The following is an 18,208-nucleotide window of genomic DNA, read 5'->3' as shown; positions in this document are numbered from 1 at the left end:
CTGGCGTCTGCGTGTCATGCTGGCCCAGACACCGCGCCAAGGCACGCTCCCTCTTGCCGGTCGTGCCCTGGCCCATGCTGCCGCGAAAGGAGCTCCGAACCCTACCTCGCTTGACGACGTGATGTTCCGGCCACCGCGTCGCGCGACGACACCGCCGGGGTGGCTCGCTTCTATCCTACCAAGGAGCGTTCATGCGACTGTCATTCTCTTCGGCACACTGCGTCCTCGCCTTGGTCACCGGGCTCACGGGTTCGCCCCCTCCGAGCCCGCGGTGACCAGCAGCGGCTACCCCGCCTCCCCGGCGCGGGAGAAGGCGCAGAAGGCGGAGGACAAGGGGGCGAAGAGAGCGTCTCGCGCGCGACGACCGGGCCGCGCCGCGCCGGGCCGCGCGAAGCTCATTTCGTCGCTGACCGGCTACCTGAGCGCGGTCCAGCGCGCCAGGAGCAAGGTCGCCCCGGAGGGCTTCGGCTCGAACAACTGGGCCATCCACGCGAGCCGGAGCGCAACGGGGCACGCGCTCGTGGCCAGCGATCCCCACCTGTCGCTGAGCGCGCCGGCCGTCTGGTATGCCGTCTCGATCCATGTCACCGCGCCCGAGGGCAAGGACGCGAGCCGCGATGTTCACGTCGGGGGCGTCGCCTTCCCCGGGATTCCGGGGATCATCCTGGGCCACAACGAGCACGTCGGGTGGGGAGCGACGGTCGCGATGTACGATGTCACCGATGTCTATGCCGAGAAGCTCACGCCCGACGGCAAGGCCGTGCTCTTCAAGGGCAATCCAGTGCCCCTCCAGACGGTCGAGGAGGTCATCGCGATCGCTGGCAGGGAGCCCTATACCTACCGTGTCCCGATCGTGCCCCATCACGGCCCGCTCCTGCCGATTATCGTCGACCACGCGGTGGTGGATCCGGACCCGGCCGTGGGAGCGCTCAGCGTCCGCTGGACGGGGCTCGGGCCGACGAGGGAGCTGGAGGCCATCTTCGGCCTGCTGCGCGCTCGCTCGGTCGATGATGCGCAGGAATCGCTCTCGAAATTCAGCGTCGGCGCGCAGAACTGGGTGATGGGCGACACCGCGGGCGACATCCTCTGGACGACGCACGCGGCGATCCCGACGCGGTCTCCTGAGGCGTTCGCCTGGGACGCGGCCACCTATACGGGCGTCCTCCCCTGCATGGTGCTCCCCGGCGACGGGACCGCGGAGTGGACCGGGACGCTCTCCGAGCACCTCATCCCCCGGGCGAAGAACCCGCCGGCGGGATACATCGCCACGGCGAACAACGACCCCATCGGGGACTCCCTGGACAACGATCCATCGAACGGCGCGCTCCCCGACGGCACCCCCATGTACCTGGGTTGCAGCTTCGACATCGGGTTTCGCGAGGGCCGCATCCAGGAGCGGATCGATGCCCACGAGGGACCTCTGTCGCCGGAGGATTGCGCGGCGATCCAGGGCGACATCAAGTCGGCGCTCGGCGCGAGGCTCGTGCCTCACCTCCTCCGCGCCATGGACCGCGCCGAGGAGGAGCGCTCGACGCCCGGTACTCACCCCGATCTGAGCGCGATCGTCGCGGACGCCGCATACGGCCCGCTGCGCCTCGCCGCCCTGCGGGCGCTCCTCGACGGCTGGGGCAAGGAGGCGGACTACAAGGCGGCCGCAGGCATCGATCTCGACACCGCCATGCCGCTCCCGGACGAGGGCGATGGCCCCGGCGCGATCGACGCCCGCGCCTCGGAGGCGACCTTGGTCTTCAACCTCTGGCTCGTCCGGGTGGTGCGCCGGGTGCTGGGCGACGAGCTCGGCCAGATGGGCTTCTCGTCGTTCTCCCGGGAGCTGTCGGCGAAGGCGCTCCTCCACCTTTTCTCCGCCGATCGGGAGCAGCTCGCCACCTTCGATCCGGCCGTGCAGGACAGCGCGCTGTGGGACGACATGGGCACGCCAGCGGTCGAGTCCAGGGACGAGCGCGTGCTGCGCGCCCTGCTCGACGCCCTCGCCTGGCTCGATCGACAGGGCGGCTCCGGGGCTGCGGCGCCCCGCTGGGGCGCCTTTCACACGGTCACCTTCGACGCGCTCGTCCCCTTCTTCAGCAGCCTCAGCATCCCTCCGCCGAGCGATCCCCTCTGGAGCGGCGGCTTTCCGCGCGGCGGCGACGAGTTCGCGGTGGACTCCTCGGATTACCGCCTCTCGTGGGCGCTCGACGAGTCTCCGGATTTCCGGTACGTCCACGGCCCGTCGCAACGGCTCGTCGTGGAGCTCGACCCGGCGGGGCCGAAGGCGTGGAACGCCATTCCCGGAGGCAATGTCTGGGACGCCGAGAGCCCACATTTCCGCGATCAGGCGGAGCTCTGGCGAAAGAACCAGACGCACCCGGTGCCGTTCCTGCTCCCCGACGTGATCCAGGCGAAGGAGTCGCGCACGGTGGTCGAGGCGCCGTAGCCGGCGCGTCCTCCGGGGCCCACCCCGGAAGTCCGGGCTGCTCTCGGGGCAGCGCTTCGAGGCGAGGGGCACGAAGTCCATCCAGCTGGTCAAGACGCCCGCCGGCTGGAAGATCAGCGCGGTTGCCTGGGACGACGAGCGGGAAGGGCTGAGCGTCCCTCCGGCGCAGGACGTCACACGACGCAGCCTGTAGCCGATAGGCGCTCGCTCCTCTGGCCAGCCGCGACCCGGGTAGCTACCCCTCGGCGCAGCGCTCGATCAGGACTGCGAGCGGCTTCTTGCTTGCGGCGTAGCGGTGCCGCCAACGAAGCGCGCGACCTCCATCGCGCCGCGGGAGCCGCCGCCGAGCCAGCCAATGCGGGGTCAGGCCAATAAAGATCGTTGGCTGACATGGATAACCAAGTCACGCTGGGTGCTCACCAACATTTCTGTGGATTTCGTCTATATCCATACATCCAAGCGAGCGAACGATCGCTTCTCTACACCTTACTTCACATCGGCGGGCGGGCTGATCACTTCAGCTCTGCATCGAAATTTGCAACCCTGATGTGAAGAACGACCGAAGTATGCGACCTAATTGGGCGGTCGCTCGATCTTCGAAAGTGTTTCGTCTTGACCGGACGTATCGATCCGAGAATAAGTCGTTGTACGAGAGCGCCGGTATCCGCACCCTCTGGTGCTGGATGGTCTGCACCGATGGTTCGCGGCGCGAAGGCATGCAGCGGGAGGCTCCTCTTCTGCCCCCTGGTGCCTTCGCCCGTCACGGTCCTGTCCACCACAGCGGTTCGACGACGCCGGGGGAGAAAAAGCCATGCATTCGATTTCTCGAGGCTTCGGGTCGCGGTCGTTTGCCGCCGGGAAGCTCATCGCCGCGCTCGTGGCGATGACGATCGTCGAGCGCCGCTCGATAAGGACGTGACTGCGGAGGGGCCGCCCAGGCCTCGATTCGAAGTCAGTCGCTGAACGGGTAACCCCACAGACGAAGCAAGTCTGCGACGGGGCACGTGTGTGCCTTCAGTCAAAGGAGACTCAATGCGTAAAATCAGCCACTTCCTTGCCTTGACCTTCTTGGCCGGAATCTCCGGCGCGCTCGGCTGCTTGGGCGGCCCCGATTCGGACGAACCGGTTGAACTGGCAGAAGAAGACGTGGGCGCGAGCGAGGAAATGCTGGTAGCGCGCCCCGCCGCGCGGCTCATTTTGACCGACCCCGTCATCGCGCGCCTGAAGGCGCGCGCCGCGGCTGGCGACGCCGCTTGGACGGCGTTGAAGAAGCGCTGCGACGATTACACGACCGGCACGATGCACCCGCCGAGCGGCAGTTCCTACCCGGGTTACCCGAACGTCGGGCAAGGCTATCAAGGTGACGAGTATCCGCCGGTCGTGCGCGCGCTGGGCATCTGCTATCGCGTGACGACCGACACGGCCGCGCAGGCTCGCTACGGCGAGGCCGGCGTTCGCCTGCTGGAGGCCATGAGCACCCCGGTCGCGTCCGGGGGGCAGAAGCCGTCGACGGACCTGGGTTACGGCATCAGAAACTACGTGGTCGGTATGGCGTTCGGCTACGACTGGCTCTACCCGGCGCTGCCGGCCGCGACCAAGACGCGCCTGGTAGCTTCGATGAACACGTGGATCGATTGGTACGACGAGAGCGGGTTGATCAAGAACGACCCGATCGGCAACTACTTCGCCGGCTACTACCTGGCCAAGACCGCGGCGGCGCTGGCGACCGAGGGCGAGAACGCCAAGGCCAGCGTGTACTGGAGCGACGTCGTAACGCGCATGTGGGGACAGCTCGTGAAGCCGAAGTTCACGAGCATGATGGGCGGCGGAGGCTGGCCGGAGGGCTGGGGCTACGGCAGCCGGGCCGTCTTGTACATGGTCGAGGCGCTGTGGGCGACCAAGACGGCGACCGGCCTCGACTGGTGGAAGGAGCTGCCGCTGGCCCGCGAGGAGGCGACCTATGCCCGGTACTTCACGTGGCCCTCACTCAAGCATATGGACGACCAGGGCACGATTCGCGCGGGCATCGACATGCGTCCTTCTGCGGCGCTGTTCCTCGGTCTGGCGACCATGCTCGAGCAGCAGGGTGACACCTCGGCCGCCGTCGCGCGCGGCTTCGCCGCCGACGTGATCGCGGCGGCAGGCGACGACTCGGCGCCGTGGTCCAAGTTCTTGTATGGCGATACGGGCGCCGCCAGGAGCGGGTACCAGTCGAGCGCCTTGTCGCACTTCGCGGCCGGCCCTGGCCACGTCGGCATGCGCTCGTCTTGGGACAAGACGGCCGTGTGGGGGGCGCTGTCCGGCGGCGCGTACATCAACGCCGCCTACTCCGGTGAGCAGATGTTCAACGCCGGCGGTCTGAGCGTGGTGGTCGGCGATCAGCCGGTACTGATGAACGCGACCGGCTGGTTGCCCCAAAACTGCGGCAACGCCTGCGAGAACCTGGTGAACGACGACAGCTACGGCACGAGCCAGCGCCGGCTGCACAACACCTTCTTCGTCGACGACGCCACGAACCGGTACAACCCCGGACAAAACTCGCTCTCACCGGTCGATTCGAACGCCCATGTAGAGCGGTACGAGGACCGCGGCGCGTTCGTGCGCGCGCGCGCCACGGGCCTCGGAGACCAGTACGGCAGCCCCACGGTCAAGCCGGTCTCGCAGTTCACGCGCGACGTGGTGTTCTTCCGTCCAGGCAGCTTCGTGCTGTTCGACCGCACGACGGTGGCGAAGGCCAGCGCGGACCAGTGGATGAGCTTTCACACGCCCGTGGCGCCGCGTCAGGTGACCACCGCCGATGCGACACAGAAGCGCTTCGACGTCGTGGTGGGTACGACGCTGGTCGGAAGCGTGCGCACGCTGCTGCCGAAGAGCGCGAGCACGACGACGACGGCTCTTCCGGCTTCGACGGCGCGGCTCGAGGTGCACGCTCCGGTGCGCGCGGCGGCGCAGCAGTGGCTGACCGTCGTCTCGGCGGGCGCGACGCTCGGCGAGCAAACGCGGCTGTCGTCCGCGGACGGCAACGTCATCGCCGGCAACGTGGTGGGCGTCGAGCTCTCGGCGCCGCAGAATCAGGTCGTGCTGTTCTCGGCCGATCAGGCCGCGACCGGCGCCGTGTCGAGCGCGGAGTACCTCGTCTCGCAAACGGCAGCCGAGCACGTGCTGGTCGACGTTGCGCCCTCCAGCTCCGGATATGCGGTCACGGCCGTCGCCTCCGGCGGAAAATGGCGCATCCGCGTGAGCGCGGGCGGCGCGCTGCAGGTGTCGGGCGCCAGCAAGACCTTGAGCTTCAAGGTCAGCGCCACCGGCGCTGTCACGGCGGGCTCCTCGACGCCCCCGACGCCGACCGAGCCGACGCCGACCGAGCCGACGCCGACCGAGCCGACGCCGCCGACGCCGACCGAGCCGACCGAGCCGACGCCGCCGACGCCGACCGAGCCGACGCAGCCGACGACGCCGACGCCCAGCGGTACAGCGCAGACGTTGACCTTCACTCAGGGCGTCAATGGCTACACCGGCGTGCAAGATCTGAGCATCTCCAGTCTGAATTACTCGTCCAGCAACCCTGTCGGTACGGTCTACAAGATTTACGACGTGCTCCTCGCCGACACGCGCAGCTACACCACCAAGGCGCTCATTCGCTTCGACGTATCGCAGATCCCCACAACCGCCACGGTGACGGCCGCCACGCTCGACGTGACCTTCGAGAGCTGGGTTGGGCCGCAAGCCCTGAACGGCAACTTCATGAAGACGCCGTGGAGCTACAGCTCCGCGACGCTGGGCTTCACCAGCGGGGGCGCGGGCAGCGACTGGACCGCGCCGGGCATCGGCTCGGGCGACGTGCAGGGGCCGACCTTTCAGTTCCTGAACATCGACGCCAGCGGCTATCAGCGCAAATCGATCGCGCTCGACCCCGGCAGCGTGCAGAGGTGGGTCCGGAGCAGCGCCGCCAATCAAGGCCTCGTGCTCGCCAACGCCGCGACCGGCAAGGATCTGCGCATCTGCTCGAGCGAGGTGGCCAATGCCGCGAGGCGTCCGACGCTCTCGGTGACCTTCCAATAGCACCGCGCAGCCGAGCACAGGGGTGAGTCGTGCGAGAATCGCATTTCGGCTCCCCCGCCCTGCTCCGGACTCCCGCGCGTCATCAATTATCCATACATCGACGATGAGGCAGCCCTGAGGTCAAGGCCGGGGGACGACCTCGTTCGTGGGGTTGCCGTCGATGTCACCGACCACGTTGTTGGACCAATCAGCGTACGTACACGTCGCGCACGACGTCGTGTAGCCCCAGTGGCTCGGGCCGAAGACGTTGTCGCGCAGGATCATGTCCTTGCCGTTCTCGGGGTAGAAGTCGTAGGCGCCGAGCGAGACGAAGTTGTCGTGGACATCGTAGTTCTGCAGCGTCGAGCCATCGACGCCCTGGGTGAAGAGCACGGCAGTGATGGCTTGCCAATAGTTCGGCACTTCGTTGCCCGTGGCGGCGTCGACGCCGGGCTCGAGTCGGTTGTGGCTGATCTCGAGCGGCCCGCTGCCCCCGTACGGGAAGATACCGCCCGTATGCGAGAGAGAGGGGTCCGCCAGGTGCGCGATGTAGTTGTCGTGCAACCAGCTCTGCTCGACGGTCGTGTTTTGGCTGCAAAGGCACATGCCACCGGTATTGGCCACGTCCACCCGGGTCAAGCGGATGGTGCACGTCGCGCAGGCGTTCACGGCATGCTCGGTGAGGGCGGCGTTCGTACCTCCGAGGCCGACCGGCTCGGGGCGAATGGTTGTATCGCTGATGTTCAAGGTGAGCGGCGCGGACTCGTCGGCGTTGACCAGGATGCTGCGGCTCGTGGAGCCGGGCGGCGGCGCGATGATCGAGTTGGTGATGTTGACCGTGCCGTGGCAGCCGGTGCCGATGTAAATGAACGCGTGGAAATACATGTGGTCCAGATTGACAGTGCCGTCGCAATCGTACAGATCCCACTCTTTGCTCTGGTCGTCGCTGGGCCACACTTCCGTGTACCCGGGCGGCACCGGGAGCTGGGGATCGGATTGGGCGTAGGTGCCCACGCCGGGCGCGCCGACGGTGAAGCGATCGGGGTAGCCCTTGGCGCTTGGCGCGTCGCCGCCTCCTGCTCCGCCGCCGCTTCCGCCGCTCGTGCCTCCGCCGCCGCTGCAGGCGATGCAGCCGCCGCTGCCTCCGGCGCCTGAAGACATGGATGAGGAGCTCGACTTCATCTCGTCGTCACCGCACCCTGCGAGGAGGGCGCACAGCAAGACCACCCCCGGCAAGCTCGGTCCGAGGCCTGCTGCAGGACGATTGGTCGCTCTCTTCATGAGATCCCCTTCGCTTTCGGGGACGTCGCGTCGCTCGTGATCGGGGTTGCAGCCGAGCAGTCTACGGCCTGCTGCACGCCGGTCCTCAGCCTCATGGGCCACTCGTTTTCGGGGTCATGGGATCCGGAGGACGGGCCGAAACGACGGTCGGTGAACGTGCCGCGTATCGAGGGCGGCGTCGATCGAATTCATCAACGCCCGGCGCCTTGAGGCGACGTGAAAGGGGATCCCTGTCGGCCGTGGACGGCGCTGACCGAGTCGGCGCGCCCAGCATAAAAATGCAATTCGGTGCGAACAGCGGGACGCCGCCTCGTTCCACGCCTCGAACGCGGCTGTTCCAGATCGTCGCCTGGCGCCGCTCGGAGTAGCGCAGCATACTCTGGACGTGATTCTTGAGCCGTCGCGGGCGGATTTCGTACGCCCGCCTTCGGGCCTGCCGCTCCGGCCGTCCCTTCACCGGTTTCAGCCAGGTGCCCCATGGGTCTGCTCGGAGACGCCGTCGCCGAGCCTGGCGCGCCGCCATCACAGGCCCCGTCACGTTGATTGCTGACGAACGCTGGCTCCTGGCGGAGGCGGACTCCGTCGGCGCGAACGATCGTCTGAACAGAATCATGATGTGGAGGCAGAATGAAGAAGAGAGAACTTGGTCATCAGCTTGGTCTCGCGGTGTGCGCGGGCGCCGCGCTCGGCCTCTCCACGGGCTGCTCGATTGAAGGCGCGTCGGACGAGCCGCTCGAGGAGTTCGAGTCGCATTCGTCCGCGATCGTCGGCGGCCAGGTCGCCGAGGCGAGCCCCTGGGCCGTCCAGGTCTTCGACGTGCGCGGGAGCACCGGCGACTTCTACCAATGCACCGGCACCCTCGTCGCGGCGCGCTGGGTGCTCACCGCGCAGCACTGCATCGCGGACGAGGGCGAGACGTCGGCTGTGCGCGTCGGCAGCAACACGTACCGCGAGGGCCGGCGCATCGCGGTCGACGCCGTCGAGGTGCACTCGGCCGACGCCGACATCGCGCTGCTCCACCTGACCGAGAACGCCGATGGACCGTTCGTCCAGCTGGCCCAGGCGACGTCGGTCGCGACCGGCAGGGACGCCACGGCCTACGGCTGGGGGAGCGAGGGCACGCCGCTGGTGATGGCGCCGTCGCTCAAGAAGGCGACCATCCACATCGACGGCTGGTACTCCGCCGAGGAGCTCATTGCGACGGGCGTGACGGGCGCGGGCTGGAGCGGCGACTCCGGCGGCCCGTGGTTCGTCGACGGGCGTCAGGTCGCCGTGTTCACGGCCTCGAACGGGCAGGACGGCACGAACCTGCACGCGAGGCAGCTCGGCGTCGACGTCGCGCGCCACCGCGCTTGGATCGACGCCACGATCGCCGGCGGCCCCACCGTCCACCCCAGCGGCCAGGTGGTGCTCCACGATCTCTCGAACTTCTCCGGTATCTCGCAGGGCTTCGGGATCGGTCGCTACGACCTGCCGAACATGACGATCATCGGAGACAACCGCGTGAGCGCCATCAGGGTCCCCGCCGGGCTCCGGGTCACGGCCTTCATGCACGGCGACTTCGGGGGCGAGGCGCGCGTCTTCACCTCGGACACGGATCTCGTGGCCGCGGGCTTCGACAACACCATCTCGAGCATCGTCGTCGCGAACGCCTCGGACCCGCAGCCGGACGTGGTCACCTTCTACGAGAACGCCAACTTCTCGGGCGCCTCGGTCGTGTACGGCGTCGGCTCCTCCCTCTTCTACAGCACCCCATGGGACCAGAGGGCCAGCTCCGTCCGCGTCCCCTCGGGCTTCAGGCTGACGCTCTACAACGGGCTCTGGCGCTACTCGGCCGAGTGGCGCGTCCTCACGGCAGACGCGAACCTCGCCCCCCAGAACTTCGACAACCAGACCCGGAGCTTCCTCATCGAGCGCTTGTAGGAGCGAGCGCGCGGAGCGGCCAGCGCTCCTCGCGCCGCGAGCTGAGCGCCGAATCGCCCCCGCGCCGGCCGCGCGAGGCATGAATACGCCACTGTCGCCCCCTGGAGCCGAGCTGTCGACGCTCCCGATTCTCAACAGAGCTCGTCGGAACCAGACCGCCCGGCCCGCGTTTGCCGACACGCCCTAACAGGATGGAGATGCCTTGCGGCTGGATCCCGTCCTTCGAGGCTCGAGCTCAAGATGATTTTCGCCGGCGTTGCGCCGATGCCAGCGCTCGATCACGTTGACCAGGGCCGCGTGGATCCGGCCCAGCGCTGCCCCGAGTCCGGGCGAAGGCTCGTCGCACAGCGTCGGCGCGGTTGAGAGTCCCAGCCGGTCCTGGATGATCTCCTGAGCACGGCGAATGGATCGTGGATCCCGGCGGTCGAACCAGATGGCTTCGCCAAGCGACTCGCTGGCCTCGGGGCCTTCGTCCTCCACGGGCCCGAGGTACAGGGTCACGGTGTGTCGTCCCACTGTGGCTGGTGGATCGATCAGCATGTTCCTGCAGCGTGACCCGCGCTCGTGACAGAACGGTGGCGCAGGCGAAGACTCTCCGTTGCAGCGCGGCGCTCGCCCCGCAGGCCGTGGAGTGGACGTTGCCCCCGATGCACGGATAAGTTGCTGATACAGCGTCACTTTTCCGGGAGGAATGCGGATCGCGTAGGGTTCTCCAGCTCCACCAGCGCGTCCAGCGTGGCTGTACGGTGGGACGGCAACTAGGAGGAGATTGCCTTTCGGAGCCGCGCGCGGCGTCGTTCCACTCTCAACGGGAGCCGGCTGGGGCCGCGCGTCCAGGGCGGTGATCCGCCGGCGCACGGTTGGCTGTAGAGGGGGTTGACACGGAACGGCCAGAACGGCCCTGGGGATCGAGGCGAGACCGGAGAGGGGGAGGAGGGGCCAGCGCAGGTCGCGCTTGAGGCGGTCCGCTCGGAGCGGGCGCTGGCCTCGGAGAGCTCTCGGCTTGCTGGCCGATTGCCGGTTATCGTCCGATCATCGGTCAGTCACGGTGCGGCGCGCAGAGGAGGCCGTTGTTGTAGTCGTCGAGCTTCGTGGCGAGCGGCTCGCCGGTCGACCAGGGCGAGTTCTTGCCACCCTCCTTCACGTTGCTGCCGAGCGGGTTCTTCTTGAGCCAGGCGTCGGCCGCGGCGATGGTGTCCTCGATGCAGCTCGACTGGTTGCCGATACCGACGTTGAGCTTGGCGACGATGAGGTGCTTCGCGATGATGTAGGTGACGTCGCCCTTCGTCGGACGGCTGATGATGTCGAGCAGCTGGGACTTCGTGTACGTCTTGCCGCCGATGGTCAGCTGCGAGACCTTCCAGGCGCTCTCGTGGTTCTTCCAGTAACCCGGGGAGCCGGTGCCCGGAGAGGCGCACTGGCAGGCGCCGCAGTCGGCCGCGCAGCTCGAGCAGTCCTCGGAGCCGGCCTTGCAGACGCCATCGCCGCAGACCGGCGGGCACGCGCCGCAGTCGGCCGCGCAGCTCGAGCAGGTCTCACCGACCGCGCAGACCTTGTCGCCGCAGACCGGCGGGCAGATGCCGCAGTCGCTCGGGACCTCGAAGCAGTTCTCGCCGGCCTCGCAGACGCCGTTGCCGGGGACCGCGGGGCAAGCGCCGCAGTCGCCGGTGCAGGTCGCGCAGTCCTCGCCGTTCTCGCAGACGTTGTTGCCGCAGACCGCGGGGCAGGCGCCGCAGTCGTCCGAGCAGGAGCCGCAGTCCTCGCCGGCCTCGCAGGTGCCGTTGCCGCAGACCGGCGGGCAGGTGCCGCAGTCGGCCGCGCAGGTGCTGCAGCTCTCGCTGCCGTTGCAGGTGCCGTCGCCGCAGGCGGGCGGGCAGACGTCGCAGTCGGCGCTGCAGCTGCCGCAGTCCTCGCCGGCCTCGCAGGTGCCGTTGCCGCACTGGGGCGGGCAGACGCCGCAGTCGACGGCACAGGTGGAACAGCTCTCGTCGCCGCCGCAGACGCCGTTGCCGCAGGAGAGCTGGTAGCCGAAGTCCGCGTCGAGGAGGTCTTGTGCCCAGCCGAGCGAGACCACGCCCACGTTGTCGAGCCCGCCGTCGGGGTCGGCCGTCGGCTCCTGCCCTGCGAGCGGACCGCTCGCCATGAAGTTGTCGGGCGTGATGACCACCGAGTAGGTGCCCGCCGGGAGCGTGTCGAAGAGGTAGAAGCCGGGCTGGCCGGTGTAGGGGCTCGTGCCGGTGATGGTGAAGTCGATCAGCTGGTTCCCCTGGAACAGCTCGACACGGACGCCGTTGACGCCGAGCTCGCCGGTCTCCGGCTCGTAGAGCCCGTCGGCGTCGCTGTCGAGCCAGACCGTGTCGCCGATCGACGAGTAGGTCACGTAGCCGAAGTCGGCGTTGGCGACGTTCTCACCCACGCCGAGGGACACGCCGAGCGGCTCGTCGTCGCTCGTCAGGAGGTGGCCGAGCGGGAGCGTCGTGTCGTCGACGTCGACGACATAACAGCCCGCGTTGAGCTCGGAGAACCGGTAGATGCCGTTTGCGCCGGTCACGGTCGTCTGGAGCGCGGCGCCCTCGGCGACACCGTCGCAGTTCGTGTCACCGAAGAGGTCGACGACGACGCCGGAGATGCCGAGCTCGGAGGCGTCCTCGATGCCGTCCGCGTTCGCGTCGAACCACACCTTGTCGCCGATCGAGCCCTTCGGCACCGTGTAACAGACCTCGAGGAGAGGCCGGTAACCCAGGTCGGTGTGGGCGCTGCCCTTGTATGACGTCTTTCCGCTGGCGCCCTCCTCGAGGAGGATCCCGTAGCTCGGCGCCGTCCCGCTCACCCAGCTCTGCACCATCCCGGTGAGGTCGACGGTGGTCCACCCCGTGACGTTGGGCACGAACGAGGTGAACGCGGCGGGGTCCATGCCGCCGAAGTTGTTCCACGTGACGAGCGCCTCGCTCCAGGGGGCAAGCACCTGGTGGACGTACACGGTCTTCGCGGTGCTCGTGTACGACAGGGCGTAAAATTTGGCCGACGTGACGAGAGAGCCGGCGGGGATGGGGCTCAGATCGAAGCGGAACAGGGCGCGCTTCTCTCCGACCGAGCTGGAGTACCCGGTGTTGACCTCGAAGGGGGACGGGACGTGGTAGCTCGGAGCGAGGCTCCATATCTCCGCGTTGTAGATGTCACCCAGGACACCCCGCTTGATCACGGTGCACGTGGGAGACGGAGCGGTGGTGTTGGCGAGGCTGGTGGCGGTGATGAACAGCGTGGCGAGCGCGGCAGAAGATGCGATTACGATCTGCTTCATTGGTAGCTCCTTGAGGTCCTCACAGGTGAACCATTGCTGGAGCGTCATCCGAATAGCAGGCACCATGACACACGGGTCAGGCGAGGTCGGTTTCGCGGGCTCCGGTCGGAATGGGCCCCCGCGGGCTGATCAGGATCGGATCAAGTACGCGGGTGCTTTTGCTTCGATCGGAGAGCGGATGCGCAAGGTGACAGTGTTTAAGTTAGCAACTCAGAGATGAAGATGTCCAGATCTTTTTGAAGGCGGACGAGAAAAATGCATCGAGTTGCGAAGTGACAATTTTGGGTCGTGTGGTGACGTTTTTCGTCGTCCCGCGTCCTCTCGCGTCTGCTCGCGTCTTCGCGCGACCCGTGGGGAGGAACGCGGAGAAGAGCGCGGTCTGCCGCGTCGATGTCGCATCGAGTTCGATGGCCAGTGCGCGGCTCGCGGTCCGCGGGTCGCCGCGTGCCCCGCTCCGCGCGGGCGGCGCGCTCAGCGGGCCCAGCGGCCCTCTCCGACCCTTCGCAGGAGCCGAGGGATGAACAGGATCGGATCAGGTACGCGGGAGTGCCTGACGAGATTTGATGCAGAATGCGCACGGGACCATTTTTCAAGATAACGAGTCTTCGCGTCGCCTGTCTAGATCCTTTTTTTTGCGGCGTGAGCTTTTTGTGTGGCTCTTGATCTCGCGTGCGGGTGGGTGTTGGGGGCCAGGCGCAGCTCATCGCACATCGTTCGTCTCGCACGTCTCCCACGTTCATCGCCCACCGCGCCCACCGCGCCCATCGCGCCCGGGGACGTGCGCATCGGGCCGCCCGCCGGCGGCCGCGGGCTTTGCTGAGATCGTCTGCATGCTGCGGAGCGGTGAGGTGGCCTACCGGATGAAGTACCCGACGGAGTCGCGGTCCGGGCATCACGCCCACGGGCACGTGGGGCAGGATGGTACTGGACCGCCGGAAGGCGTTTGGACGCGATACCCTCCTACCCTCTGCCCTCTCTCCCCGACAGCGTTCGGCGCGCGCTCGAGGGTCGACCGGCGCTAAGGTCGCGCTCATGACGTCCACCGTGACCCGCAACACCGGCTCCACCATCAAGTACGCCGTGATCACGGCGGTGCTCGCCGGCCTCTCGTTCCTCTGTTTCCACGCGATGATCGGTCGCTCCGGTCCGCTGTGGCTGCTCTGTCTCGTCGGCGGCCTCGGGCTCGCGGTGTTCGCGCTCGGGTCGCTCCTGGCCGCCAAGGACCTGGCCGGCACAGCGACGTGCCCGCGCTGCCAGGCGACGCTCGTGGAGATCGAGCTCAACCATACCGACGACCCGGCGTTCTGCGACAAGTGCCAGGCCGCGTACCTCGTCGACAAGCGCGTCCTCACCGTGCTCGCCGGCGACTACGTCCATCCGAAGCCGGGCTTTCCGGTGCCGGTGACGAGCGAGACGATCCGCTGGCCGGAAGGCTGCTGCGTGTGCGCGAAGCCGGCGACCCGCGGCATCGAGGCGAAGGCGCACGACGGCGAGACAGGGACCAACGCGGCCGTCGCCGCGGCCGGGCTCGCGCTCGGGAGCATCGCCGTGCGCACCGGCGGCGGCACGACCTACACGCTGCGTATCCCGCACTGCGCCGAGCACGACGACGGCGCGAAGGTCGAGATCCAGAGCAACAACAAGCCGCCGCTGCAAATCCGCTTTCGCTCGTACGCCTATCAGCGCCGCTTCCTCGAGCTGAACCCGAAGCCGGCGAAGGCCGCGTAGATCCGCTTCAGCGCTTCACGCGACTTCGTCGTTCCGGTCGAGCGCGCTGACCTTCTCGAGGCCTTCGACCGCACCCGCTTCGTCGTGGAGCAACTCACGCAGTCGCATCCGGATAGGCGCTCACCCCGCGGGCCCCGCCGCCGGGATCGGCACGCGGCCGATCGCGTAAGGCAGGATTCGTGCGATGTTGCGCGCGTCGTCGATCCCGCGGTGGTGTGTCCCGTGGAGCGGGAGTCCGAGCCGCTCGAGCGCGCTCGCCATGCCGTAGCGCTGGGTCACCCCGAGCGCCGCGGAGAAGCGCTTCTTGATGTTCATGTGCCCCTGCAGCGGCAGGGGCACGCCCCAGCGGGCCGCGTCGATCTCGAACTGCTTGCGATCGTAATCGCCCCACGAGCAGAAGAGCGCCTCCCGCTGGCCGACGAAGCGCCCGAGCGCCGCGATGGCTTCGGGGAACGTGGGCGCGGAATCGACGTCTGCTTGCGTGATCGTGGTGAGCTTCGTGCAGAACTCGGTGAGCTTCGGCCGGATGACCGGGCGCACGAAGGTGGCGAGCTCGCTCACGGGCTCGAGCGTCGCGCCGTCCACGAGGACCGCGCCGATCTCGATGATCTCCATGATGCGCTCGGGGATGCGGCCCTCCTCGTCACATGTCGCCTCCAGATCGATCACCAGGAAAAATGCAGGATCCTTTCCCATGTCCGTCCTCCTTTCTGCTGAACCTTGATACGATCCGCTCTCAGAAAATGCCCGGACACGAAACCGGACAGGCCGCTCCCGCAGGCTTTTCCTGGGAGGATTACGTCGCCTGGCTCGTCGCGCAGCACGGCTCGTTGACCGCGGTCGCCGAGCGGCTCTCCTCCCTGCGTGGCTACGAGGACGACGTCACCTCGATCGAGCGCGCCCTGCGCCGGCTGCGGACGCGTGGCCAGCGGGACGGCGGGACGTGGGGGGCGCGCGCGCTCGCGGCCTTCGGCTTGCCGGACGCGCTCACCGAGCGCGCCCGCTGGATGGGCGCCTATCACTCGCGGTTCACCGACCTGCCCCTGCCCCTCGCCCAGGACCTCTTGCGCCTCTGGGATCGGCCGCCGGTGAGCGAGGATCCGACCTCCCATGTCTTCCTCGCCCTCGCCCACGCCACCTGCGTGCTGCGCGGCGACGACCGCGAGGCCGGAAAGACGCACCTCGCCCGCATCCGGCCGCTGCTCGGAAAGGCCCCGCCCGAGGCGCGGGTGGAGGCTCTGCTCACGGAGGCCTTCCTGGCGAGCCGTGATGACGTCGCGCGCGTGGCCGGCCTGCTCGACGAGCTCGAGCCGCTCTTCGAGCTGCCGATGCCCGCCCACGACCGAGCCTGCCTGTTCGCCCGGTGGATCGATCAACGCGCCTTCGAGCGGAACCGCTCCTGGGGCGGCAAGCAGCCGGATCCGGCGGCTGCGGAGGCGCTTTACCGGCGCATCCCGGAGGACGGTCCGGCCTTCGCGCGGGCGCGGCGGGCGAACGGGCTGGCGTATGCGCGGTGGAAGCAGGGTTTCCCCGAGGAAGGCGCGGCGCTCGCGCGCGAGGCGTGCCGGCACGCGGGGGACGGCGGGCACATGCGGATGCGCGCGATGGCGCTGAACATGCTGGCGCGAATCGTGGCCGGCGAGGAGGGCGCGGAGGCGAGGCGGCGGGCGATGGCGATCGCGAACGAGCTCGAGGACGAGGTGCTCAGGCTGCGTTTCGAGCGGCGAGCGGGAAACAAGGGGTGAGGCGGATCATGCCGCCTGCTCGACCTTCTCCTTATTCTTATTCCTTCTCGGCACCGGCGGCCCCCGGGGAGCAGCTTCTGGTCGTCGCGCAGCTTCCCCTCGATCCCCCGGAGCGCGCAGGAAAAAGAAGCCGGATCGCTGCGCGAGAGAGTGTGACGCGGCGAACCGAAGTGGCGGGATCGCGAGCGTCGGAGTAGCGGCATGGGCTTGACGACCATCCCCCCGGCGGAAGGACAATCCTCCACGATGATAACGGCCCGTCCTCCTCCGATGACGGCCGAGCTGCTCGAGCGCACGGACGGGTACGTGGTGGCGGTGTGGCGGCGGCTCATGCTGCTGGTCTGGCGGGACAAGGCCAGCGCGGTCGGGATCGATCGCTCGCGGGAGCTCTTCGCCCGCTGGTCGGCGAGCCAGCCGGGCGGCGCGGTCTTCGTCGTCGTCCTCCCCCGTCATCTCACCGGACCGCCGGACGAGGAGAGCCGGGCCGCGATGCAGCGGGCGGTGCGCTCCCCTTCCCGGCACCTCAGGGGCACGGCCACGCTCGTCGAGTCGGAGGGGTTCATCGCCTCCTCGGTCCGCTCCATCATGATGGCGCTGACCACGGGGCGGGCGCCGAACGTCTTCCGGACGACCGGCGAGCTCGCGACCTGGGCGGCGACGCTCCTGAAGGACCCCGAGCTCACCGCCGCCGGCCTCGCGGAGGCGATCCGCGTGGCGCGCGATGGTTGAGTCAGCCCGCGCGGCTACGCGGCGTCCCCAAGCGCCTTGCGTCAGCGGGACCGTCGCCGGCGCGCGCGTGAAGACGTGATGAGGGAAGACGGCGCGCGAAGGAGCTCGACGAAGCGCGCGAGCGGAAAGCGCGCAGCCGCGTCGCGCCTGTAGACGGCCGCCCACTGCTCCGGGAGGCCGTCGCGGGTGAGGCGGCGCGCAGCGACCTCGCCGCGCGCGATGTCCGGCGCGACGGCCCACCGGGAGACGAGCCCGACGCCGAGGCCGGCCTTGACCAGATCCACGAGCGCGTCGGTGAGCGGCACGCGCGCGGCGAGCGGCATCGGCGCGCGCTCGCTGGCGATGAGCTCGCGAAGGCGCTCGACGTCGCTCCGCGGGGCGTCGTGGGTGAGGAGCTTCTCGTGACCGAGCTCGCTCGCTGTGATGTACGGACGCGCAGCGAGCGGGTGGGACGGTGAGACGATGACCGTCCACTCGTCGTCGAAGAGCGGCTCGACGACGAGCGCGCGATCGCGCACCGGCGAGCTCACGATGGCGAGCTCGATCTCGCCGCGGAGGAGCGCGGCGACGGGCTCGCGCCGCGCCTCGATCACGATGCGCACGTCGACGTGCGGATGGTCCTTCGCGAGCGCCGAGAGGACCGGTGGGAGCCAGTAGTACGTGGTGAAGCATTCAACGGCGATGCGGAACACCTCGTGCCTGCGCGATCCGGCGTACTGCAGGTCCCGCTCGATACGCGCCAGATCGACGAGCATCATGCGCGCGGCGTCGAGCAGCCGCGCGCCGGCCGGGGTGAGCTTGAGCTGGCGCCGGACACGCGTGAACAGGACGACCCCGAGGCGGCCTTCGAGCTCGGCGAGCTGATGGCTCACGGCGGACTGCGTCAGGTGAAGGCGCGCCGCGGCGCGCGTGGGCCCGCCCTCTTCGGCGATGGCGCGGACGAGGCGGAGGTGGCGGATCTCGAGCATCTGGGACATGAGCTGCCCTCATGAAGCCATGCGAAACATGAGTTTCTCACATGCCGAT

Annotated in this window: 11 protein-coding genes; 6 read left to right on the top strand and 5 right to left on the bottom strand. The window is 68.5% G+C overall.

The window, feature by feature from the left end:
- Positions 1–271 precede the first annotated feature (271 nt).
- Positions 272–2,434, top strand: coding sequence for a penicillin acylase family protein (locus WMF29_RS05260; RefSeq protein WP_437327782.1), 2,163 nt, complete (start codon positions 272–274; stop codon positions 2,432–2,434).
- Between the two features lie 1,008 nt (positions 2,435–3,442).
- On the top strand, positions 3,443–6,496 hold the full coding sequence (locus WMF29_RS05255; RefSeq protein ID WP_437327781.1) for a DNRLRE domain-containing protein: 3,054 nt from the start codon (positions 3,443–3,445) through the stop codon (positions 6,494–6,496).
- 120 nt (positions 6,497–6,616) lie between these two features.
- On the opposite strand, the gene WMF29_RS05250 is transcribed toward WMF29_RS05255, so the two are convergent.
- Positions 6,617–7,756 carry a hypothetical protein gene (locus tag WMF29_RS05250; protein WP_437327780.1) on the bottom strand — a complete coding sequence of 380 codons (1,140 nt, stop codon included), beginning with the start codon at positions 7,754–7,756 and terminating at the stop codon, positions 6,617–6,619.
- A gap of 627 nt (positions 7,757–8,383) precedes the next feature.
- On the opposite strand from WMF29_RS05250, the gene WMF29_RS05245 reads away from it, so the two are divergent.
- Positions 8,384–9,679 carry a trypsin-like serine protease gene (locus WMF29_RS05245; protein WP_437327779.1) on the top strand — a complete coding sequence of 432 codons (1,296 nt, stop codon included), beginning with the start codon at positions 8,384–8,386 and terminating at the stop codon, positions 9,677–9,679.
- 183 nt (positions 9,680–9,862) lie between these two features.
- On the opposite strand, the gene WMF29_RS05240 is transcribed toward WMF29_RS05245, so the two are convergent.
- Both WMF29_RS05240 and WMF29_RS05235 read right to left on the bottom strand, forming a co-directional pair.
- A complete protein-coding gene (locus tag WMF29_RS05240; protein ID WP_437327778.1) occupies positions 9,863–10,180 on the bottom strand; it encodes a hypothetical protein in 318 nt (105 codons plus the stop codon).
- 538 nt (positions 10,181–10,718) lie between these two features.
- Entirely contained in the window at positions 10,719–12,980 is a 2,262-nt protein-coding gene (locus WMF29_RS05235; RefSeq protein ID WP_437327777.1) for an SdrD B-like domain-containing protein, read from the bottom strand.
- A 1,032-nt stretch (positions 12,981–14,012) separates the two neighbouring features.
- Between WMF29_RS05235 and WMF29_RS05230 the strand changes: the two genes are divergently transcribed.
- Positions 14,013–14,708: a hypothetical protein gene (locus tag WMF29_RS05230; RefSeq protein ID WP_437327776.1), complete on the top strand. Its 696-nt coding sequence runs from the start codon at positions 14,013–14,015 to the stop codon at positions 14,706–14,708.
- Between the two features lie 120 nt (positions 14,709–14,828).
- Here WMF29_RS05230 and WMF29_RS05225 read toward each other — a convergent pair whose 3' ends face one another.
- Positions 14,829–15,404, bottom strand: a complete 576-nt coding sequence (locus WMF29_RS05225) for an exonuclease domain-containing protein (protein ID WP_437327775.1) — start codon at positions 15,402–15,404, stop codon at positions 14,829–14,831.
- 47 nt (positions 15,405–15,451) lie between these two features.
- On the opposite strand from WMF29_RS05225, the gene WMF29_RS05220 reads away from it, so the two are divergent.
- Together WMF29_RS05220 and WMF29_RS05215 are read left to right on the top strand one after the other, a co-directional pair.
- Positions 15,452–16,453 carry a hypothetical protein gene (locus WMF29_RS05220; RefSeq protein WP_437327774.1) on the top strand — a complete coding sequence of 334 codons (1,002 nt, stop codon included), beginning with the start codon at positions 15,452–15,454 and terminating at the stop codon, positions 16,451–16,453.
- Between the two features lie 246 nt (positions 16,454–16,699).
- Positions 16,700–17,182, top strand: a complete 483-nt coding sequence (locus WMF29_RS05215) for a hypothetical protein (RefSeq protein WP_437327773.1) — start codon at positions 16,700–16,702, stop codon at positions 17,180–17,182.
- Positions 17,183–17,223: 41 nt separating this feature from the next.
- On the opposite strand, the gene WMF29_RS05210 is transcribed toward WMF29_RS05215, so the two are convergent.
- A complete protein-coding gene (locus WMF29_RS05210) occupies positions 17,224–18,159 on the bottom strand; it encodes a LysR family transcriptional regulator (RefSeq protein WP_437327772.1) in 936 nt (311 codons plus the stop codon).
- Positions 18,160–18,208 lie beyond the last annotated feature (49 nt).

The organism is Sorangium sp. So ce381 (assembly GCF_051473845.1).
GTDB lineage: Bacteria > Myxococcota_A > Polyangia > Polyangiales > Polyangiaceae > Sorangium > Sorangium atrum.
This window is presented reverse-complemented; position numbering and strand designations above follow the sequence as displayed.